This is a genomic window from Citrobacter sp. A316 (assembly GCF_002042945.1).
Lineage (GTDB): Bacteria > Pseudomonadota > Gammaproteobacteria > Enterobacterales > Enterobacteriaceae > Citrobacter > Citrobacter portucalensis.
The window spans coordinates 1-21921 of the sequence record NZ_MVFZ01000006.1 but is presented as its reverse complement, the minus strand read 5'-3'; the positions used below and the strand labels follow the sequence as shown (position 1 = coordinate 21921).

The window sequence follows — 21921 nt, the reverse complement described above, 5'->3', positions numbered from 1 at the left end:
TTCTCATAAGCAAATTGATTCGCCCCCTGATGGGGGCAAAAAGCGCGTAGGGGTTAGCGTGAGGCGGTTGATAAAGAAGGCGGGGAGAAGAGCAGGTCGGCCACTGTTTTTTGCGAAATTTTACGTACCAACAGACCAAACAAGGTGCACAGCAGCAGGCAGGCGAACGGATACACCAGCAGCAGGGCCAGCTCTGCATAGGCAGGCCAGGCGGCATGATTGATTTTGGGGATTAGCGTTAAGCTGAACAGCTCAACCAGAATTCGATGGGTAGTGTAGATGGCGATGGTATTGGCACCAATGACGCTTAACGGGCCGGACTCACGCATACCAAAGCGCAGCTCAAATTGATAAAACAGCTTCATGATCAGCACAATGGAAAGCAGAGAAAGTAATAGTGAGATATTTGCCAGCCACGCGACGACGGCGGCGATTGCGCTAACCAGAACAATGACCGCATGGCGGCGCAGGGGCGCCTCCTTGATCCATACCATCAGCGTTGCGCCGAACCATGCACCGAGGCTGTACCAGGGCAGATTGCGAATCACGCTGTTCATTCCCCACCACGGCGTCGGGATAAAATTGATCGCCACGCTCAGCACCACAAATAACGCCAACAGCGGCACCGCCCAGCGGCTGAAAATTTTACACAGAACAAAATAGACAATCAGCGCGTACAGATACCACAAGCTGGTACTGGCGGTCAGCATTCCGTGGGTAAAACCTGTGATCGAATCGGCATAAGCGGCGTTGGCAGCATGGCTCAGATCGCGCTGTGGAGCCAGCCAGTTATTGAGTGCTACTAACGCCAGCCATTGCACCACTCCCCAAAGCACCAGCACCCAGGCAATGCTCCAGATTCGTTTATCCACGCAGGTTGTCCACGGGACGCTATCAATGTAGCGACGGATCAGATATCCCGAGATAAAGAAAAACACCGGCATGCGAAATGGCGCCAGGTACAAATTGAGGTAAATCCAGCATTTGCTCAGCAGCTCTGAAAGCGGATACTGAAAAGTAGTGAGGTGTGGGTAAAACGTGATTACCGAGTGGTAAATCACCACCAGGCAAATACATAACCCTTTGATTTGATTAATCCATAGTTCTTTTTTGTTCATCGAGACGGCGTATCCATATTGTTGGCTATAGCCTGCCATCCTGCGCAACCCGCTGTGCGCTGTAATGCGTAACTGTCTGCATTTTGTTTTTTTAAGATAAAGATCAGGGACCCGGACTGAAGGGAAGAGGGACAACTTTAGCGAATTGATTTATTTATACTTTTAGGAATAGTGCTGACGAACACTTACGGTTCAGTCATTTACCCATTCCGCTTTCGCTTATATACTCGTGACTTTGCTAACAGCAACCAGACGGATTTCATGTACCAACCTGTCGCTCTATTCATCGGCCTGCGTTATATGCGTGGGCGTGCAGCAGATCGCTTCGGTCGCTTCGTTTCCTGGCTCTCCACCATAGGCATTACTCTCGGGGTAATGGCGCTGGTCACGGTGTTGTCGGTGATGAACGGTTTCGAGCGCGAGCTGCAAAACAATATTCTTGGCCTGATGCCTCAGGCCGTTCTCTCGTCTGAACAGGGTTCCCTCAACCCGCAACAACTGCCGGAAAAAGCGGTGGTGTTGAACGGCGTCAACCGCGTTGCCCCCATCACTACGGGAGATGTGGTGCTGCAAAGCGCGCGTAGCGTGGCGGTTGGCGTGATGCTCGGTATCGATCCGGCGCAAAAAGATCCGTTAACGCCGTATCTGGTCAATGTGAAGCAAACAGATCTGCAACCGGGTAAGTATAATGTCATCCTCGGCGAGCAGCTTGCCGGGCAGCTGGGCGTTAATCGTGGCGATCAAATTCGCGTGATGGTGCCCTCAGCCAGCCAGTTTACGCCGATGGGGCGTTTGCCGAGCCAGCGTCTGTTTACGGTGATTGGCACCTTCGCCGCCAACAGCGAAGTCGATGGCTACCAGATGCTGACCAACATTCAGGATGCCTCGCGCCTGATGCGCTATCCGGTGGGCAATATCACTGGCTGGCGTCTGTGGCTGAACGAACCGTTGAAAGTTGACACGCTGAGCCAGCAAACGCTGCCGCAAGGCACCAAATGGCAGGACTGGCGCGAGCGCAAAGGGGAACTGTTCCAGGCCGTGCGCATGGAAAAGAACATGATGGGGCTACTGCTTAGTCTGATCGTGGCGGTGGCGGCTTTTAATATTATTACCTCGCTGGGTTTGATGGTAATGGAGAAGCAAGGGGAAGTGGCGATTTTACAAACGCAGGGGCTGACGCCGCGGCAGATAATGATGGTGTTTATGGTTCAGGGGGCCAGTGCCGGGGTGATTGGCGCGCTGCTGGGCGCTGTGTTGGGTGCATTGCTTGCCAGCCAACTGAACAATTTAATGCCAATTATTGGTGTGCTGCTGGATGGTGCTGCGTTGCCGGTCGCCATTGAACCGCTGCAGGTTATCGTCATTGCGCTGGTGGCGATGGCCATCGCGCTGCTGTCTACGCTTTATCCTTCCTGGCGCGCTGCCGCCACTCAACCCGCTGAGGCTTTACGTTATGAATAAGATCCTGTTGCAATGCGACAACCTGTGCAAACGCTATCAGGAAGGCACTGTGCAGACCGATGTACTGCATGATGTCAGTTTTTGCGTCGGCGAAGGTGAGATGATGGCGATTGTCGGCAGCTCCGGCTCCGGCAAGAGTACGCTGCTCCATCTGTTAGGCGGGCTGGATACCCCGACTTCCGGCGACGTCATTTTTAGCGGTCAGCCAATGAGCAAGCTCTCGTCGGCGGCGAAAGCGGAACTGCGTAATCAGAAGCTGGGCTTTATTTACCAGTTCCACCATCTACTGCCGGATTTTACCGCGCTGGAAAACGTAGCGATGCCGCTGCTGATCGGCAAGAAAAAACCGGCTGAAATAACCGAGCGCGCACGGGATATGCTGAAAGCGGTAGGGCTGGATCATCGTGCCAGTCATCGCCCGTCTGAACTGTCTGGCGGCGAACGCCAGCGTGTGGCCATCGCTCGTGCGCTGGTGAATAACCCGCGTCTGGTCCTGGCGGATGAGCCAACGGGTAACCTGGATGCGCGTAACGCGGACAGCATTTTCGAGCTTTTGGGCGAGCTGAACCGCTCTCAGGGTACGGCATTCCTGGTGGTGACGCACGATTTGCAACTGGCGAAGCGGATGAGCCGCCAGCTTGAAATGCGCGATGGCCGCCTGACGGCTGAACTGAGCCTGATGGGAGCTGAGTAATGGCTTCGCCTTTATCATTATTGATTGGTCTGCGCTTTAGCCGTGGTCGGCGGCGCGGCGGTATGGTTTCGCTGATATCTGTGATTTCCACCGTTGGCATCGCGTTGGGTGTGGCTGTGTTGATCGTTGGTTTAAGTGCCATGAACGGATTTGAGCGTGAGCTGAACAACCGTATTCTGGCCGTAGTCCCACACGGAGAGATTGAAGCCGTAAATCAGCCGTGGAATAACTGGCAGGAAGCGCTCGACAAAGTACAAAAAGTGCCGGGTATTGTCGCCGCGGCGCCTTATATCAACTTTACCGGACTGGTGGAGAGCGGGGCGAACTTACGCGCGGTGCAGGTGAAGGGCGTTGACCCGAAACAGGAACAGCGTTTAAGCGCGCTGCCATCCTTCGTGCAAAACCACGCCTGGGATAATTTCAAAGCTGGTGAACAACAAATCATCATTGGTAAGGGTATTGCCGATGCGCTGAAGGTGAAGCAGGGCGACTGGGTGTCGATTATGATCCCTAACGCCAGCGCGGATCATAAGTTACAGCAGCCTAAACGTGTGCGTTTGCACGTTACGGGAATTCTGCAGTTGAGCGGTCAGCTCGATCACAGCTTTGCCATGATCCCAATGGAAGATGCGCAGCAATATCTGGATATGGGAACCAGCATTTCCGGGATCGCGCTGAAGGTTAACGACGTGTTTAACGCCAATAAGCTGGTGCGAGACGCGGGGGAAGTCACCAATAACTATGTTTACATTAAGAGCTGGATCGGCACCTACGGCTATATGTACCGCGATATTCAGATGATCCGCGCCATTATGTATCTGGCGATGGTGCTGGTGATTGGCGTGGCCTGTTTTAATATCGTTTCCACGTTAGTGATGGCGGTAAAAGACAAAAGCGGCGATATTGCGGTATTAAGAACCCTCGGGGCGAAAGATGGGTTGATCCGTGCCATTTTTGTCTGGTACGGCCTGCTGGCGGGTCTGTTCGGTAGCCTGATAGGCGTTGTCATCGGAGTGGTTGTCTCGTTGCAACTGACGCCGATCATAAACGGGATTGAGGCGATTATCGGCCATCAGTTCCTGTCCGGCGATATCTATTTCATTGACTTCCTGCCATCGGAATTACACTGGCTGGATGTGATTTACGTGCTGGTGACAGCACTCGTGCTGAGTCTTTTAGCGAGTTGGTATCCGGCGCGTCGCGCCAGCAATATTGATCCTGCGAGAGTACTTAGCGGCCAATAACAACAATAATACACTAAAGCATTCATGCTGCATCAAGGCGTAGCAAACGCAGAGGCATCTTGAAGGATGACGTGTATCAAGGAGCGGTGATGTATTACGGATTTGACATCGGCGGGACCAAAATTGCGCTGGGCGTGTTTGATAAGCAACGTCGTCTGCAATGGGAAACTCGCGTTCCTACGCCTCGCGACAGCTACGACGCTTTCCTTGATGCGGTCTGCAATCTGGTGACGGAAGCGGACCAGCGGTTCGGCATCAAAGGTTCGGTAGGCATCGGCATTCCGGGTATGCCGGAAACGGAAGACGGCACGCTGTACGCGGCCAACGTTCCTGCCGCCAGTGGCAAACCGCTCCGCGCCGATCTCAGCGCTAGCCTTGACCGCGATGTGCGTCTGGATAACGATGCGAACTGTTTTGCTCTCTCCGAAGCCTGGGATGACGAGTTTACCCAATATCCGCTGGTGATGGGGTTGATCCTCGGTACGGGCGTCGGCGGCGGCCTGGTGCTTAACGGGAAATCCATCACCGGACGCAGCTATATCACCGGCGAGTTTGGTCATATTCGTTTGCCTGTCGATGCGCTGACGCTGATGGGCTTTGATTTCCCGCTGCGCCGCTGCGGATGCGGTCAACTGGGATGCATCGAAAGTTATCTTTCCGGCGGTGGATTTGCGTGGTTGTATCAGCATTACTACCATCAACCGCTGGATGCCCGCGAAATTATCGCGCTGTGGGAGCAGGGCGATGAACACGCGCGTGCCCACGTTGAACGCTATCTGGATTTGCTGGCGGTGTGTCTTGGGAATATCCTGACTATCGTCGATCCTGATTTGGTGGTGATTGGCGGAGGCTTGTCGAATTTTACCGCGATTACGACGCAACTGACGGACCGACTGCCACGTCATCTGCTGCCGGTTGCCCGGGTACCGCGTATTGAGCAGGCACGGCACGGTGATGCTGGCGGGATGCGCGGGGCTGCTTTCCTACATCTTACCGATTAATACAAAGAGGTTGTTATGCTGTCGCGTCGGGGTCATCGGTTAAGCCGCTTTCGTAAAAATAAACGCCATTTGCGCGATCGCCTGCGTCAACGAATCTTTTTCAGAGACAGAGTGGTGCCTGAATTGATGGAAAAACCAAGAGTGCTGGTACTGACTGGAGCGGGAATCTCCGCTGAGTCAGGAATTCGAACATTCCGCGCGGCGGATGGTCTCTGGGAAGAACATCGGGTTGAGGACGTTGCGACTCCGGAAGGATTTAGTCGAAACCCGGAGCTGGTTCAGTCGTTTTATAACGCCCGTCGCCATCAGTTGCAACAGCCAGAAATCCAGCCCAACGCGGCGCATATCGCACTGGCAAAACTCGAAGCTGAGCTGGGCGACCGTTTTTTACTGGTGACGCAGAACATTGATAATCTGCATGAGCGTGCGGGCAGCCAGAACGTTATCCATATGCATGGCGAACTGCTTAAAGTTCGCTGTTCGCAAAGCGGGCAGATTCTGGAGTGGACGGGCGATGTGACCCCGGAAGATAAATGCCATTGCTGCCAGTTTCCGGCACCGCTGCGACCACACGTAGTGTGGTTTGGTGAAATGCCGCTGGGCATGGATGAGATTTATATGGCGCTGGCAATGGCAGATGTGTTCATTGCGATTGGCACATCGGGACATGTTTATCCGGCAGCCGGTTTTGTGCATGAGGCGCGGCTGCATGGGGCGCATACGGTAGAACTAAATCTCGAGCCGAGCCAGGTAGGCAGCGAGTTTGAAGAGAAGTATTACGGTCCGGCAAGCCAGGTGGTGCCTAAGTTCGTTGAGAAGTTATTGAAAGGGCTGTAACGGCTATCCGGATAATACTGTTTAAGCCTGTACAAGCTGGCGGTCCTCACGCAGGGCCGCCACAATCAAAAATCCTACGATGTAAAAACAACAGATCAGACCCAGTGCGCTCAGCCACATGGGTAGTCGGGTAATGTAAACCAGGCTGCACGAGATAATGACCAGAATAATTCCGGTATACATGGGGTGCGCAATCCAGGCAAAAATGCCGCTCGTAACCCTTTTTGCGCGGGGTAAATAGTAGCCAGTCCACGTGTGGCTCTCCCCCAAATCCCATTTTCCTTTGATGACCAGCGCGTTACCGACGATCGCCAGAATCAGACATCCCCACTCCACCGGGCCAATCTGATGACTGAAAAACAGGCTATAACCAAAAACCAGGATCGGTATTAAAAAGGTGAGCCGTAGCAGGTGGGTTGCGGTGACAGGTAGCAAAGGACGAGCGTTTACCGGCTGCTTACGCGGGAGAATCACCAGCGTAAATACGGTCAGATTAGCCAACTCAAGTAGCAGCCAGAGCGTTGCCATTGGAAGCCTCAGAAGCCAGCCTGGAATACTGTAAGCATAGCCAGAAACTGGGGCGCGGGAATCAGTCGAAAGGCGTAAAAAGTAGGGATTGGCAGGTAGCAACCCGGCGCAGCGACGCCTGCCGGGTTGCACGAGTATTAGCGTCCTGCTTTTAGCTTCTGATAATACTCTTCATAGATAGCGCTGGCGGAACCAACATCGTTCTGCCATTCCCCTTTGTTGATAGTTTCAGCGTCAGGGTAGAGCGTTTTGTCGTTCGCGACCTCAGGACTTAACAGCTTGCGTGCTGCCAGGTTTGGCGTCGGGTAACCGATAGTTTCTGCGACTTCTTTCGCCACGTCCGGGCGCAGCAGGAAGTTAATCAGCTTCAGCGCACCTTCTTTGTTTTTCGCGTTAGCCGGAATAGACAGGCTGTCCATCCAGAAAATGCCACCTTCTTTTGGCCAAACCACTTCCAGCGGTGTGCCCGCCTGACGCGCAACATATGCGGAGCCGTTCCACACCATCCCCAGATTAACTTCGCCTTCCATATACGGGTTGGCCGGGTTGTCAGAGTTAAATGCCGCGACGTTAGGCATCAGCTTCTTCAACTCGTTATAGGCGGCTTCAATCTCTTTAGGATCGGTGGTATTGCCGGAATATCCCAGCTTGCGCAGCGCCATCTGGAACACTTCTCGTGCATCATCCGTTAACAGCAGACTGCCTTTGTACTCCGGCTTCCACAGATCGGCCCAACTGGTCACGGTTTTCGGATCGATAGCATCGCTGTTGACGCCAATGGCCGTTGCGCCCCAGATATACGGGATGGAGTAGTCATTGTTCGGGTCAAACGGCTTGTTGAGCATTTCCGGATCGAGATTATGGAAGTTGGTCAACGTCGACTTATCGATCTTCTGGATCATGCCTTCTTTACGCATTTTATCGACGTAATAGGTGGACGGAACCACCAGATCGTATGCGCCGTCTTTATAGGTTTTGAGCTTGGCGTACATGGTTTCATTCGACTCGTAGGTCGAATAGATAACCTTAATGCCGGTTTCTTTGGTGAACTGTTCCAGCAGACCCGGTGGGACGTATTCAGTCCAGTTATAGAAATAGAGCGTGTTGTTGTCATTCGCGTGAGCGGCGCTCATGCCCAGTGCCAGAGCACCCGCCGCGAGCAGGTGGCGTGACCATTTTTTCATCATTTAACGTCCCCTGAATTAAGGGCCTTAACGGCCCTTGGTTTTATCACGTGCAATAAGCTGGCTGGCAATCACCATAACCAGCGACAGAACCAACAAAATGGTCGCCAGCGCGTTTACCTCTGGTGATACGCCGACTTTAACCATTGAGTAGATTTTTAATGGCAAAATTTCATAACCCGGTCCGGTGACGAAAGATGAAACAACGACATCATCCATCGACAGCGTAAAGCTCAGCAACCAACCCGCAGCCACCGCAGGCATAGCCAGTGGCAGTATTATTTTGCGCAGAATAGTTACTTCGCTGGCACCCAAATCTTTAGCCGCCTCAAGCATGCGGACATCAAAACCTTTCAGGCGTGAGTAAACCGTCACCACCACAAAAGGCAGACAAAAAGTGATATGCGAGAACAGCAGCGACCAGAAGCCCAGTTGAATGCCGATCAGCATAAACAGCACCAGCAGAGATATTGCCATCACAATATCCGGCGACATCATCACCACGAACAGCATGCCACTGACGAACGGTTTACCGCGAAAACGGTAGCGGTACAGAGCAACCGCAGTGAGTGAACCGATCAAGGTGGCAAACGTGGCGGATAGCACCGCCATCGTCAGCGAGTGCTGCGCCGCCTGCAACAGGCTGTCGTTATTCATCAGCAGGCCGTACCATTTGGTAGTAAAACCCTGCCAGTTGATGCCAAAGCGCGAACTGTTAAAGGAGTTCACAATCAGAATGATGATTGGAATATACAGGTACGCGTAGATAGCGGTCATAAAACCGCCGCGAAGCAGTCGACCGATCATTCGAGTTCTACCTTCTTATTCAGCAAACGGGAGGCGCGCCAGTAGATCAGCAGCATCAGCCCCATCACGATGGTCAGCGTAATGCTGGTGGCGGCACCGAACGGCCAGTCGCGGATGTTCAGGAACTGAACTTTAATTACGTTACCAATCAGCAGGTTTTTCGCGCCGCCCATTAAGTCGGAAACGTAAAACAGCCCCATTGCGGGCAGCATGACCAGCAGGCATCCGGCGATAATCCCCGGCATCGTCAACGGAATAATGATGCGGGTGAAAGTCTGAAGCTTACTGGCGCCTAAATCACGTGCGGCTTCCAGCAGCGGTTTATCGAGCTTTTCAATGCTGGAGTAGAGCGGCATCACCATAAACGGCAGCAGAATGTATACCAGCCCAATAATCACCGCGCTGGGGGTAAACATAATGCGAATGGGTGTATCGATAACGCCGAGCCATAACAGAAACTCGTTGAGATAGCCTTTGGTACTGAGGAAAATTTTGAGTCCGTAGATGCGAATAAGGGAATTGGTCCAGAACGGAACAATCAGCAGGAACAGCAGCAGCGGACGCACTTTTTCCGGCAGTTTCACCAAAAACCAGGCAAACGGATAGCCGAGTACCAGACAGGCGAACGTGGCAATCAGCGCCATATTGAGGGAGTGAACCAGCACCTCAAAATAGAGCGGATCGAGCAGGCGCGTATAGTTCTCCAGCGTAAAGACCATTTTGACGAAATTAGCGTCGTCGCGGGTCAAAAAGCTGGTGCCGATGATCATCAGGTTGGGCAGAAAGACAAATAACACAAGCCAACCGACAATGGTGAAGATCACCACACTCTGGAATTTACTTGTGCTCTTCATCAGCCAGTACGACCTCCCAGCTTTCTACCCAGTTAATTGCCATTTTCTGGTCGAGCGAGTGGTCAAAGTCAGGATCATCTTCGTTGAAGAATTCGCTGACCATCACCATCTTGCCATTTTCCAGTTCCACAACCGACTCCAGCGTCATGCCTTTGTAGTTGCGTTCGCGCACGTAGCCGATCAGGCCTTCGATATGATTATCATCATTGATTTCATCAACGCGCAAATCTTCAGGGCGTAACAGGACGTGCAGTTTTTGTCCTGGAACCACCGCGAAGTTGACATAAATATTGCACTCGCGGCCTTCGACGTTAGCACGAACACGCTGTTCATCCAGGCGTTCAATCACCGTGGCGTTAAACATATTGATCTCGCCGATAAACCCGGCGACGAACAGATTCTTTGGCTCTTCGTAGATTTCGCGCGGCGTACCGTCCTGCTCAATCTTACCATCGCGCATCACCACGATGCGGTCGGACATGGTCAGAGCTTCTTCCTGATCGTGTGTGACAAAGACAAAAGTGATTCCAAGCTTACGCTGCAGTGCTTTCAGTTCGTTCTGCATCTGCTTACGCAGTTTGTAGTCCAGCGCAGAGAGGGATTCATCTAACAGAAGTAAGCGGGGTTTATTGACCACAGCTCGGGCAATCGCTACGCGCTGCTGCTGTCCGCCGGAAAGTTGATGCGGTTTTCGCTGGGCGAACTCTTCCAGTTGCACCATGCGCAGGGCTTCGGTAACGCGGGGAGAAATGTCGGCTGCGGGCGTTTTTTGCATGCGCAAACCAAAGGCCACATTCTCAAATACGGTCATGTGGGGGAATAACGCATAGCTTTGGAAGACGGTATTCACGTAGCGGTTTTCCGCAGGAACGTGAGTAATGTCCTCGTTGTCCAACATAATATGACCGGAATCAACCGTTTCCAGACCGGCAATCAGGCGAAGAACGGTTGTTTTACCGCAGCCAGAGGGGCCAAGCAGCGTAAGAAACTCGCCATTATTGATGGTCAAATCCAGGCTGGAAATCACCTCTTTACCATCGAAACTTTTGCGAATTCCCGCTAATTGCACCAGTGGAGAAAGCGAACGCGGTTGTTTATTCAATTTTTTACTCTGTCCCATGTAAACGCAACGGATGGCTGACCGATGCGGGGTTTGTGGTTAACCACCTTGATGACTCTTAATGAGGGCCGTTATTCTACGGCAAACCATTGTAATCGCCAATCCTTGTTGCGAATTACTGACTTAGCCCTATAGTCAGAGGGGATGTCAGGGCGAAATATTCTCACTTGCGGGGATAAAAGTGACCTGACGCAATATTTGTCTTTTGTTGCTTATTGATAATGTTGTCACAAAAAGTGAGGGTGACTGCATGGATAAACTACTTGAGCGTTTTTTACACTACGTGTCGCTGGACACCCAATCAAAATCGGGCGTGCGGCAGGTACCCAGCACAGAGGGACAGTGGAAGTTATTACAACTGCTAAAACAACAGCTTGAAGAGATGGGGCTGGTTAATATTTCACTGAGCGAAAAAGGGACGCTGATGGCAACGTTACCCGCTAACGTTGCTGGCAATATTCCCGCGATTGGTTTTATTTCCCATGTGGATACCTCACCGGATTTCAGCGGTAAAAATGTCAATCCGCAAATCGTTGAAAACTATCGCGGTGGCGATATTGCGTTAGGCATTGGTGATGAAGTTTTATCGCCAGTGATGTTCCCGGTGCTGCATCAACTTTTGGGTCAAACGCTGATCACCACTGACGGTAAAACGTTGCTGGGAGCGGATGATAAAGCAGGCGTGGCGGAAATCATGACCGCGCTGGCTGTGCTTATCCAAAAAGATATTCCGCACGGTGATATCCGCGTGGCCTTTACGCCGGACGAAGAGGTGGGGAAAGGGGCGAAGCATTTTGACGTTGCGGCATTCGATGCGCAGTGGGCTTATACCGTTGACGGTGGTGGCGTGGGAGAGCTGGAGTTTGAAAACTTCAACGCCGCGTCGGTTAATATCAAAATTGTTGGCAACAATGTGCATCCCGGCACCGCAAAAGGGGTGATGGTGAATGCGCTGTCGCTGGCGGCGCGAATTCATGCAGAGGTTCCGGCAGATGAAAGCCCGGAAAAGACGGAAGGCTACGAAGGATTTTATCATCTGGCGAGCATGAAAGGGACGGTCGATCGGGCGGATATGCACTACATTATTCGTGATTTTGACCGTAAACAGTTTGAAGCGCGTAAACGCAAGATCATGGATATCGCCAAGAAGGTCGGCAAAGGGTTACACCCGGACTGCTATATCGAACTGGTGATTGAAGACAGTTACTACAATATGCGCGAAAAAGTGATTGAGCATCCGCACGTGCTGGATATCGCTCAGCAGGCGATGCGCGATTGCGATATTGAGCCGGTGCTGAAACCGATCCGTGGCGGCACTGATGGCGCGCAGCTGTCGTTTATGGGATTACCGTGTCCGAATCTGTTCACCGGCGGCTACAACTATCATGGTAAACATGAGTTTGTAACTCTGGAAGGAATGGAAAAAGCGGTGCAGGTGATTGTGCGTATTGCTGAACTGGCCGCGAAACAAAAATAAAGCATGTGTAGTTGCCGGATGGCGCTTTGCTTATCCGGCCTACAATAATTCACTCCAGTAGGCCTGATAAGACGCATCGCGTCGCATCAGGCACAGTCCGTATTACCCTTCGAAGAACCAGTACCCGCTGTTGACCAGCGCGGCAAGCATAGCAAGGAAAGACGGATCTTCCAGCGCATCCTCAAAGTTCTCAGCCGTCAGCACAATATGACTGGCCAGCGCTTCCAGGGCAGGACGATGCGGCGAATCAATTTTCTCACCGTTAGCGTAGACGTCGTCGCCAATGCGCAATACGCGCAATCCGCCCAGACGCACTAACACATCACCCTGCTTCAGGGCATCGTAAATTTCGTCTGGCTGATACGGTGGCTCAGGCGGGGCAATATCCAGCTCATGACGAGACTGAGAAATAAACTCACCGAACCACTGCTGGAAATGTTCTGGCTGATTAATCAGACCCAGCATCATTTCGCGCAGCTTATCCATCTCCTGGGGCAGAACATCTGCCGGATGATCGCGCGGCGGCAGGTCAGGATCGCTGTAATAGGTGCTGCCCAGTTCGCGTTGCAAAACGTAATCGGCGAACCCGCTGATCAGCTCGCGAGTGTTTGGCGCGCGGAAACCAACCGAATAGTTCATCGCGTTTTCTAACGCATAACCTTCGTGCGGGAATCCCGGTGGAATGTACAGAATATCGCCGGGTTCCAGTTCTTCATCAATGATGGCTTCAAACGGGTCGACCTGAAGAAGATCCGGGTGAGGGCAGTGCTGCTTCAACTGCAGTTTTTCGCCTACGCGCCAGCGACGACGACCGGTTCCCTGAATGATAAATACATCGTACTGATCCAGGTGTGGGCCAACGCCGCCGCCGGGAACAGAGAAAGAAATCATCAGATCGTCGATACGCCAGTCCGGTAATTCACGGAACGGGCGCATCAGCGCTGCGGTAGGTTCGTGCCAGTGGTTGACCGCCTGCACCAGCAAAGACCAGTTGTTCTCGCCAAGATGGTCATAACTTTCGAAGGGACCGTGGCTAACCTGCCATTTACCGTCCTGGTGGCTGACGAGTCGGCTGTCGACTTCGCTTTCCATTGCCAGTCCAGCCAGTTCGTCAGGAGAGATTGGATCAATAAAGTTGTTAAACCCGCGTTTTAAGACCACCGGGCGTTTCTGCCAGTGGCGTTCAAGAAAATCGGGCCAGTTAAGTGTGAGTTGGTATTCCATAGTGAGCATCCCGCAGGCTGGTATCTGCAACCGATTATAACGGATACTTAACCTCAAGCGTGAAGTCAGTACATATTTATTACATGCGACGATTACTCGTCTTTCTGGCCCGGCTGCTGGCGGCCAAAAATAACTTCCATGCGCGCGCCACCCAGCAGGCTATCACCTGCAATAATCTGCCCGTCATACTGTTCGGTGATTTCTCTCGCTACAGCCAATCCGACGCCTTGTCCTGGACGTAGCGTATCTACGCGCTGTCCACGGTCAAACACCACTTCCCGTTTGCTTTGCGGAATACCAGGACCATCATCTTCAACCAGAATATGCAGTTGATCCTCGGACAGTTGCGCCGAAATCTCGACAAACTCCAGACAATATTTACAGGCGTTATCCAGTACGTTACCCATCACTTCGACAAAATCATTTTGTTCGCCCACAAAGCTGATTTCGGGCGAGATATCGAGATTAATGTTGACGCCTTTACGCTGATACACCTTATTCAGCGCCGAGGTGAGCTTATCCAGTAACGGCGCGACCGGGTGCAGTTCGCGGCTGAGTAGGGCACTGCTGCCACGCATACTGGCTCGATGCAGGTAATAGCCTATCTGTTGGGAAATACGGCTGATTTGTTCCAGCATGATAGGCTCTGCGTCGCTGACGTTCATCTTTTCATTACGCATTGAGCGCAGCGTACTTTGCAGTACCGCCAGTGGCGTTTTCAGGCTATGGGTGAGATCGGTTAACGTGGTGCGGTATTTATCGTAGCGCTCACGTTCGCTTTTTAAAAGCCGATTGAGATTGCGAACCAGGCTGGTCAATTCGCGTGTGGTGGCGGGGTTTAGCATCTCACGATGATGTTCCTCAAGCTCACGGACTTCACGCGCCAGCGATTCAATCGGCCGCAGGCTCCACCAGGCGGCTACCCATAACAACGGAATGACCAGCAACAGATTGGCGACCAGCACATAAATAAACCAGCTCCAGACCATATACGAGCGCTTTAGCTCTATAGGAATGGTGTCGACAACTACAATGGTCAGTTGCGGCATTCTGGCAGTGGCGGGGTAGACGTTCACCGCCACGGAGTGGGTCATTTCGGCGTCGTCGTCATCTTCTCTGACTTCTTTTAACTGCTGCTGAGCGGAGTGATCTTCGCCCAGTAAAGTGCTGGTGGCGTCTACATTGGCTTCAATTTCATGAAAACCGTTCGTTTTTAGCCAGTCCGGTTGGATACTTTTCGTCAGCCAGGGAACATTGCGCTGCGCCCACAACAATTCACCGCTTTCGTTATAGATCAGCGACATTGTTGGGCTTTGCATATCGAGATGTTCAGGCAGCTCGATGTTTATCTTGCCGTTCTCCCACTTTGCCAGGGTATAAAACAGATTACTTTCACCCCGCAGCAGGCGGAAGGTTGTCTTATCAAAACTGACGCTGTAGCCCACCAGAGCAACCATGCCGTAGGCCAGTGAGAGCACCAACACTACGCCCGCAGTTGCCAGTAAAAAGCGCAATCGCAGCGATAATGGGAAAAAGTGACGCAATAATTTATTCATTAGCGCAGTTCAAAAAGATATCCCTGGCCACGCACGGTGGTAATGACGTCGTCCGGGTATTGCGCCTGTATTTTTTTACGCAAACGCCCCATCAAAACATCAATGGTGTGACTTTCGCGCAGTTCGGCATCCGGGTAAAGCTGCAGCATGAGCGAATCTTTACTGACCACTTTGCCATTATTACGGATGAGTGTTTCCATAATGGTGTATTCAAACGCCGTGAGCTTGATGACTTCATCATTGACGGATAACTCGCGGCGAGAGAGGTCCACCTGAAAAGGCGGAAGGGAGATAATTTGCGATGCCAGACCGCTGTTGCGGCGCATCAGTGCCTGCATGCGCGCAGCCACTTCTTCGATGTGAAACGGTTTGGTGACGTAATCGTCGGCACCGGCGCTGAGGACTTCCACTTTATCCTGCCAGCCTTCGCGCGCGGTTAATACCAGAATCGGCAGCGAAACCTCATTACTGCGCCAGCGGCGGATCAGCGATAAACCATCTTCATTGGGGAGTCCTAAATCAACGATCGCGATATCCGGCAGATGTTCATTCAGATAATAGTCCGCTTCCTTCGCATCTTCTGCATCATCCACCTGATGCCCTAAATCTTGTAACTGAACCTTGAGGTGGTGGCGTAATAATGCATTATCCTCGACAACCAGTACGCGCATCATCGTTTCTCCCTAAAATAATGGTATGAATAGTTTAACGCTGATTATGTGGATTGAAAGCAGCGCTATGAAATTAAATAACTTCTTTATACTCCCTCGGCCATGGGGGCTCTGGATATGTGGATATCACCTTTTACAAAATCAATATCTTCCCATGTCAGGGCGCATATCTCGCCCGGCCTCATCCCCGTATTTACGGCAACAATGATGATTAATGCCTGGTTACGGGGAAGGGCGGCTATCAGTGCCTGGTACTCATGAACTAAAAATGGCACGGGATCATTTTTAGATAACTTGAGTCGCGGCACTCTTTCATAAGGAGCATGCAATATAAACTGGCTTCGGTTTGCGAGCTTAAGCATTTCTGATAAAACCGCCATCTGTTTATTGAATGTTGAGGGGGGCTGGCCCTACCAGGCCAGATTAGGCATTGTCGGGGTAATAATTGTCCCGGTTAATAACTCCTTTCGGTAATGCAAAATGTCGGCATGCTCAATATCTACCAGACGGGTAAGGCACTGGAGCGATGCACTGTTGCGTTAAATCAGGCGAGAGAAGAAGGGTTTCGTGGACAGCAAGCAATAAAGAGGGCACACAGTATTTTCTGGCCGCAGCCACACTGCGAGTGTAATTGATGAAGCCCTGCATAATGATTATGTCGACTTTGTTGAGCGCTGCGTGCTGCAGGCACTGGATATAAATGATCCGGTTTATATCGTTGGTCTTCAGTATTACACCACCCGAAAAAAAATCTCAGACATAACCCGTGAACTGTAGGCGATTGCGCCATGGTTAACCGACGGGGAGGCGAGAAAGCGCGTGCGATGGTGCCTGGAAATATTCAGAGCAAAAACAATCCTTGCAGTTCGTAACCAGATGAGAACTGGGTTAGAGGATGGTTGATCATGCTAAAAGAGGAACTGAGCGGGAGACTGATGAGTCAGTAATCTGAAACAATAACCCCGGTTAGTAACCGGGGTAGCTGGTTATTAGCAACGATTCTGTTTAAACCGCTTATCAATCTGAATACAGATAATAGCAACAGAGTAGAAGGGCCACAGAAAGGGGGTATCAACGTATCAGCCAGGTCAAACTCGAGGCCGTGTACTCGATCCCCACGAACTAACAAAGCAAACATTGCGATGAAGCCCGCGATATATATGGCCAAGTAGTGATAAAGACTCATGATAATTCCATTTATTAGGCTTGGCCCTGAGTCTGCGTGTGATAACCACACAATTAAAATTGGTATTGCAGAACGATTTTCATTTATCGATCGTTCAAAGCGATCGTTATGTAACGAATAGCTCATTTGTTGAGTGTTATTTGTACAGGGCGTGGGTAAGAATTGGCTATAAGTGCTTTATGATGTTAAAAACGTTTGAAAACGGGCCAGCAAAGTGAATAATTAATTCATAATTGGCAGAGCTGCGTCACGATGGCAGCGACGAAAAGCGAACAATTTGATTATAACGAGAACTCCGCCAGCGCGGGGTTTTTGCTTTCCGGCGATACGACAGGGGTATTCGCGAGGTGCAAAGCACCAGTACACCTGTCATATCGTCGATCCACAATCGTCCACAAGAAAATAAGGCCTCACAACTAAGCGGAGCTTTTTCATTTCAGTGATTTGAATATTCTGTAGTGCTGGCGTTATTTGAATGGGCTTTGTGAACTATGTATTATCCTTCTCCCGGCCCTTTAGCTCAGTTGGCAAGAGAGTGCGACTCATAATCGGCCGGTCGCTGGTTCAAGCCCAGCAAGGACCATCAAACCGCCATTAACTCAGTTGGAAGAGTATATGACGTAGTGTTGTAGGAGCGGGGGGGGGGGGCGAGGCCTCAATGGCGGTCCAATGCCGACTTAGCTCAGTAGGTAGAGCAACTGACTTGTAAACAGTAGGTCACCAGTTCGATTCCGGTAGTCGGCACCATTTGTTATATATGATAACCCCTTTTGCACCTGTTCGTCCGGACAGATGTTTCATGTTCCGTTCTGGTAAGGACTGGTTCAGTCTTTCAGTAAACAAAGTAATAATTTAATACCAATATAATCAAATTGTTTATTTTGGAGCATGTCTGATTTTATCAAAGTATAAAAAAGCATATTGACGATATAGCACCCTTTAAAGCATAGTCATATTGGTAATCATAATGCGGCTGAAAAGCATGAAATCATTTATATGGTTGAAAGTAAAATCTAAGGGGTTAGTGAGTTATCTGGCTGGCAAAAATCCGCTTATGATTTTTATAATTACTGGTGCGCTAATTAATATTTTCCCCTTTGTAATGCTGGTGTCGTATTTTTTAGAAGGCTATGATGAATCTTCTGGCTTATACGACTCATCTTTCTTAACTGGTCTTCTGTTGCAACAGTGTTTTTTCTTTTTAGTTATGGTTTTTACTTTGATCGAAGTATCAAAGGTGAATATCAAACCACTGCATCAGGCATTTATCTTTGTTGTTTTGTGGATTTTAATTAAGATATTACTAAGCATTTATTCTTATGTAATCATTGGTTTTAGTATAGGTAGTATCGATTATATCAGGCTGGTGACAAATTCTATGTTACTTTGGTTTTATTATTACATTCTGTCATGGTTCTGTTTTATTGTGATTGATAAGTCTTCTCAAGTGAAAAAGGAGCAGTTATGAGTGGTTTTCGCAATATAAAAATACCAGTCCAAATTGGACGATGGTCGAGTTGATATGATTTGCAGTCTTATGTAGGGAAAAATAAATATTCAATCAGTTTCGAATTTCTTGATTCATCTCAGGAGTCACCTTTTGAGGTCCAGGTTAGATATCTGACGCCAGATGGACCGAGGATAGCTTCAACTATTGGGCCTGGGCAATATACAATAGAAGGTGATGGTGCGGGTACCGATCAAATTAGGCTTAAATCACTTTCAGCAATATTTAGTCAGGTAACGGTTACTGTTCCAAACTAAAAATTAAACAATACATATTTTTAATGATAATTTTTTAGACGACCTGTGCTAAGTGATTGAATGTTGTCTGTTCTTTTGTTGTGTTGCTCAGGCTGTTTATTTAATGATGATGTTTTTGCGACTAATGTATATTATAAACCATATGGCTGGTATATTGCTTTCCTGAATTAGATTATGGGGTTTATTTTAGTTCTAACTTAGAAATTGTTCATTAAGTTTTTCATCATGATTAGATGGCGCTCTTTATTGGTAAGTATGTTCGACCAGGAAGATAAAAAATTCTGAAAATAGTTAATAACATATTGTACCGAAAGAATATAAAATCTATCTTCTTAATTGTGGTGAGTCCTTATATGTGGAGGGTGACCAGTCGAGGGCTCCTGAGGCCCGAAGTTGCTTCACGAAACTTGCCGGCTGGGGCGGTTTTACTGAAAGGAATCGGGCACCACATAATAATCTTTTACAAGTCGCATACAGACTTTTAGCCTGTTCGTCCGAGCAGGTTTTTTTTTGTTGTTTTAGCATAGTGCTCTTAGTCGGTAGATTTTTTGTATCTAATGGCAGAGAGAAAATAACTAATTCCTAAAACTAAAGGACAGTCGTTGTTTGTTGTTCAGATTAAATCTATCTTCTCTTTTGTGGCGAATCCCCCTATGCGGAGGGGCGTCTGGCAAAGCTCTGTAAGCGCTGTTTCACGCGGTTCTGTAAGCCGGGGCAGAATCACTGGGAGGCACCCGGCGCCACGAATATAATAAATATTATCAACATTGACCACCCCGTTAGCCTGTCCTGAAAGATGGGCTTTTTTTCAACATGGCAACAATAAGCCTATGAGCACAATCCATCTTATTTATTAAAGGCTGCCACATGGTGGACTTTTTCATTTCAGGTTCACGGGAATCATTCGCTACGTGTTTTGTTGATAAATCCAGCCCGTGAAGTCTGACCCTATTTCCCCTCATTCCTGAGAGGATTCACAGCAATTAAGAGGGTGCTAAATGTCCGATCCGATTTCCGGTACAGGGCTGGCTGGCGGCGTCCTGACGGGACAAGTGCTTATTGGATGCAATGAATCGCGAAGCCTGGGGTGCTTGTAGAAAGTGCTGTAGTGTGTTAGTAGTGGTTACTTAATAAACAATTTAATCAAAGAACCCAAACAGCAGATTAATATGGACTTTCCCTGGGAGACAGTTGGTTATGGAAAACAATGAAAGCGTCTGTGACTTCTATGAGAGTAACTTCGATGAGGCAAACCGCTTCAAGGTAAATCAGCTGGAATTTATCCGCTCTCAGGAGATTATTAAGCGATTTTTAACACCTTCCCCTATGCTTATCGCTGATATTGCCGGCGCAAATGGTTTTTATTCATTCTGGCTGGCAGAGATGGGGCATCATGTACACCTGTTGGACCTTTCCAGCAAACATATTGAGCAGGCCAGACAGCGCGGACAACAAAGTGCTTTCAAGTTGCAATCGTACACCTGCGGCGATGCGCGAAAACTGCCATGGGATGGTAACACTTTTGACATGGTGATGCTGATGGGGGCTCTGTATCACCTGCAGGAAAGCGTTGACAGGATGCAATGCATTGAGGAGTGTCTTCGTGTTCTGAAACCCGGCGGCGTAGCTATTTTTACATATATATCGAGCTCAGCATCGCTGGTGGATGGATATAAATACCAGTTTATAAATGACCCGGTGTTTCAACGTATAGTGGAAACCGATCTGCTGACGGGAAACCATGAAAACCCTTGTAACACCCCAAATTATTTCACTACTGCTTTTTTCCATACCCCGTCATTAATTATGCAGGAGCTTCAGCAAACCGGGTTTCAGGATATCAGAATGTTCGCTGTAGAGGGGTTTGCCAGCATCATTGACACGGATGAGATAATGCAGGTAGAGGACAAAAAGGCCCTGTTGCTGAAGCATCTGCGCTTAACTGAGGAATTTCCTGAATTGCTGGGTATTTCGTCGCATCTTCTGGCTGTCGCAAGAAAAGCTTAAGTTCGTTAGAATTACCAATATTAATCACATTCACATCGAGGCTGCCGCATGGCGGCCTTTTTCATTTCAGACTCACGGGAATCATCCGCTACGTGCTTTGTTGATAAATCCAACCCGTGAAGCCTGACCCTTTAATCACATACAACGCCATCCGAAAAGTCGGAGGTAGAGCTATGACCAGAATGAGCACCATTTAAAACAGACTTTCATATGGAACAGGAACCACGCTAACTGGCTGCGGTGTATCAGCGAAGGCATATGCCGAAACAGCAAAAACAGCAAAAGAGGTGTCCTGGATGTTGGCCGACAGAATTGCAGGGTTAAGCCTGAGCGACTGGGCAATTATTGTCGGTATCGCATGCACTGTTATCACCTGTGCAGTGAACTGCTATTACAGGAAAAAGGAAAGGGAGGACCGGCTTAATGGCAATGTCACCAAAGCTGAAGAATAAACTGAGCGCAGCGGTTGTTGGTTTGATTCTTGCCGGGGCTTCCGCGCCCGTGATTCTCGATCAGTTTCTGGATGAGAAAGAGGGTAATAGTCTGATGGCGTATCGTGACGGTGGCGGACTCTGGACTATTTGCCGTGGCGCCACGATGGTTGATGGTAAGCCAATAGTTCAGGGCATGGAGCTGTCTGCTGAGAAATGCGCCCAGGTGAACGCCATAGAACGCGACAAGGCGCTGGCGTGGGTTGAGCGAAATATCAAAGCTCCGCTGACTGAGCCGCAGAAAACGGGTATTGCTTCTTTCTGACCATATAACATCGGCCCCGGAAATTGTTTTCCGTCTACGTTCTATAAGCGGATCAATACGGGCGACCGTAAGGAGCCTGTGAAGCTATCGGGAGATTCTCCGTCGTGAAAAAACCTGTGATCTGCCTGTTCCTGCTGACATTGCTGGTGGGCTGCTCAAATGGAAGCTTTTTTATCCCGCCACGGCGGGGTGAAGTTATTTCTGTGGACGCCGCCATATACCTGGACACAAATCCGCGTGGTCTGCCGGAAATGGTCTGTCAGTGTCGGGGCAATGTGGGTGACGTACACCACCACCATATTTGAACAGGTGGTTATGTGAAAATGACAACTGATGGATTGTCACGAATGGTGTATTAGAGTTAGAGTGAAATGGATCACATTATTGCGAATTGAAAATCACTTATTAAAAGATGATTCTATACCAATGGTG

The 21921-nt window shown here is 49.8% G+C and carries 19 protein-coding genes, 1 tRNA gene and 4 pseudogenes; 14 read left to right on the top strand and 10 right to left on the bottom strand.

From position 1 onward, the window contains the following. Positions 1 to 53 precede the first annotated feature (53 nt). Positions 54 to 1118 (bottom strand): acyltransferase family protein, encoded by a 1065-nt coding sequence (locus BZK41_RS08930; protein WP_079937928.1) that lies wholly within the window; start codon positions 1116 to 1118, stop codon positions 54 to 56. 261 nt (positions 1119 to 1379) lie between these two features. On the opposite strand from BZK41_RS08930, the gene lolC reads away from it, so the two are divergent. The 5 genes from lolC (at position 1380) to cobB (ending at position 6355) form a co-directional block, all read left to right on the top strand. Continuing rightward, on the top strand, positions 1380 to 2579 hold the full coding sequence (gene lolC, locus BZK41_RS08920; RefSeq protein WP_032934420.1) for a lipoprotein-releasing ABC transporter permease subunit LolC: 1200 nt from the start codon (positions 1380 to 1382) through the stop codon (positions 2577 to 2579). Further along, entirely contained in the window at positions 2572 to 3273 is a 702-nt protein-coding gene (gene lolD / locus BZK41_RS08915; RefSeq protein ID WP_003832278.1) for a lipoprotein-releasing ABC transporter ATP-binding protein LolD, read from the top strand. Before lolC ends, lolD begins: the two co-directional genes overlap by 8 nt. Next, entirely contained in the window at positions 3273 to 4517 is a 1245-nt protein-coding gene (gene lolE / locus BZK41_RS08910; RefSeq protein ID WP_079937927.1) for a lipoprotein-releasing ABC transporter permease subunit LolE, read from the top strand. The genes lolD and lolE overlap by 1 nt, the downstream gene beginning before the upstream one ends. Before the next feature lie 89 nt (positions 4518 to 4606). Then, the gene (gene nagK, locus BZK41_RS08905; protein WP_079937926.1) at positions 4607 to 5518 is read left to right on the top strand and encodes an N-acetylglucosamine kinase; all 912 of its coding nucleotides are present in this window, start codon (positions 4607 to 4609) and stop codon (positions 5516 to 5518) included. Positions 5519 to 5533: 15 nt separating this feature from the next. Beyond that, positions 5534 to 6355 (top strand): Sir2 family NAD+-dependent deacetylase, encoded by an 822-nt coding sequence (cobB, locus tag BZK41_RS08900; protein WP_079937925.1) that lies wholly within the window; start codon positions 5534 to 5536, stop codon positions 6353 to 6355. Between the two features lie 21 nt (positions 6356 to 6376). On the opposite strand, the gene BZK41_RS08895 is transcribed toward cobB, so the two are convergent. From BZK41_RS08895 to potA, 5 genes are all read right to left on the bottom strand, one after another. Next, positions 6377 to 6883: a methyltransferase gene (locus tag BZK41_RS08895; protein WP_079937924.1), complete on the bottom strand. Its 507-nt coding sequence runs from the start codon at positions 6881 to 6883 to the stop codon at positions 6377 to 6379. Between the two features lie 137 nt (positions 6884 to 7020). Next, positions 7021 to 8067 (bottom strand): spermidine/putrescine ABC transporter substrate-binding protein PotD, encoded by a 1047-nt coding sequence (potD, locus tag BZK41_RS08890; protein ID WP_003030797.1) that lies wholly within the window; start codon positions 8065 to 8067, stop codon positions 7021 to 7023. 27 nt (positions 8068 to 8094) lie between these two features. Then, a complete protein-coding gene (potC, locus tag BZK41_RS08885; protein ID WP_003030794.1) occupies positions 8095 to 8874 on the bottom strand; it encodes a spermidine/putrescine ABC transporter permease PotC in 780 nt (259 codons plus the stop codon). Then, entirely contained in the window at positions 8871 to 9728 is an 858-nt protein-coding gene (gene potB / locus BZK41_RS08880; protein WP_079937923.1) for a spermidine/putrescine ABC transporter permease PotB, read from the bottom strand. Before potB ends, potC begins: the two co-directional genes overlap by 4 nt. Continuing rightward, on the bottom strand, positions 9712 to 10848 hold the full coding sequence (potA, locus tag BZK41_RS08875; protein ID WP_003030791.1) for a spermidine/putrescine ABC transporter ATP-binding protein PotA: 1137 nt from the start codon (positions 10846 to 10848) through the stop codon (positions 9712 to 9714). The genes potB and potA overlap by 17 nt, the downstream gene beginning before the upstream one ends. Positions 10849 to 11098: 250 nt before the next feature. On the opposite strand from potA, the gene pepT reads away from it, so the two are divergent. Beyond that, complete coding sequence (gene pepT, locus BZK41_RS08865; protein ID WP_020996480.1) at positions 11099 to 12325, top strand: peptidase T; 1227 nt, start codon at positions 11099 to 11101, stop codon at positions 12323 to 12325. A 102-nt stretch (positions 12326 to 12427) separates the two neighbouring features. Here pepT and roxA read toward each other — a convergent pair whose 3' ends face one another. The 4 genes from roxA to BZK41_RS27505 form a co-directional block, all read right to left on the bottom strand. Further along, a complete protein-coding gene (gene roxA / locus BZK41_RS08860; RefSeq protein WP_079937922.1) occupies positions 12428 to 13549 on the bottom strand; it encodes a [50S ribosomal protein L16]-arginine 3-hydroxylase in 1122 nt (373 codons plus the stop codon). Between the two features lie 92 nt (positions 13550 to 13641). After that, the gene (phoQ, locus tag BZK41_RS08855; RefSeq protein WP_079937921.1) at positions 13642 to 15105 is read right to left on the bottom strand and encodes a two-component system sensor histidine kinase PhoQ; all 1464 of its coding nucleotides are present in this window, start codon (positions 15103 to 15105) and stop codon (positions 13642 to 13644) included. Further along, positions 15105 to 15776 (bottom strand): two-component system response regulator PhoP, encoded by a 672-nt coding sequence (gene phoP / locus BZK41_RS08850; RefSeq protein ID WP_079938074.1) that lies wholly within the window; start codon positions 15774 to 15776, stop codon positions 15105 to 15107. The genes phoQ and phoP overlap by 1 nt, the downstream gene beginning before the upstream one ends. Before the next feature lie 86 nt (positions 15777 to 15862). After that, positions 15863 to 16138 (bottom strand): tyrosine-type recombinase/integrase, encoded by a 276-nt coding sequence (locus BZK41_RS27505; RefSeq protein ID WP_253193752.1) that lies wholly within the window; start codon positions 16136 to 16138, stop codon positions 15863 to 15865. A 144-nt stretch (positions 16139 to 16282) separates the two neighbouring features. Between BZK41_RS27505 and BZK41_RS27500 the strand changes: the two are divergent. The 8 genes and pseudogenes from BZK41_RS27500 to BZK41_RS08800 all read left to right on the top strand — a co-directional run. Further along, positions 16283 to 16679: pseudogene (locus tag BZK41_RS27500) on the top strand (hypothetical protein); the annotation flags it as partial. Positions 16680 to 17633: 954 nt separating this feature from the next. Further along, a tRNA-Thr gene (locus BZK41_RS08825) sits at positions 17634 to 17709 on the top strand. 235 nt (positions 17710 to 17944) lie between these two features. Further along, positions 17945 to 18430 carry a hypothetical protein gene (locus tag BZK41_RS08820; protein WP_139762591.1) on the top strand — a complete coding sequence of 162 codons (486 nt, stop codon included), beginning with the start codon at positions 17945 to 17947 and terminating at the stop codon, positions 18428 to 18430. A gap of 59 nt (positions 18431 to 18489) precedes the next feature. Then, positions 18490 to 18726, top strand: a complete 237-nt coding sequence (locus BZK41_RS27685) for a colicin Z C-terminal domain-related protein (protein ID WP_139762590.1) — start codon at positions 18490 to 18492, stop codon at positions 18724 to 18726. 1197 nt (positions 18727 to 19923) lie between these two features. Continuing rightward, positions 19924 to 20733 (top strand): class I SAM-dependent methyltransferase, encoded by an 810-nt coding sequence (locus tag BZK41_RS08815; protein WP_079937919.1) that lies wholly within the window; start codon positions 19924 to 19926, stop codon positions 20731 to 20733. Positions 20734 to 20906: 173 nt separating this feature from the next. Next, positions 20907 to 21185: pseudogene (locus BZK41_RS27735) on the top strand (HP1 family phage holin). Next, positions 21163 to 21561, top strand: a pseudogene (locus tag BZK41_RS08805) (lysozyme); the annotation flags it as partial. The pseudogenes BZK41_RS27735 and BZK41_RS08805, both read left to right, overlap by 23 nt. 84 nt (positions 21562 to 21645) lie before the next feature. Then, positions 21646 to 21810: pseudogene (locus tag BZK41_RS08800) on the top strand (phage tail protein); the annotation flags it as partial. Positions 21811 to 21921: the final 111 nt, after the last annotated feature.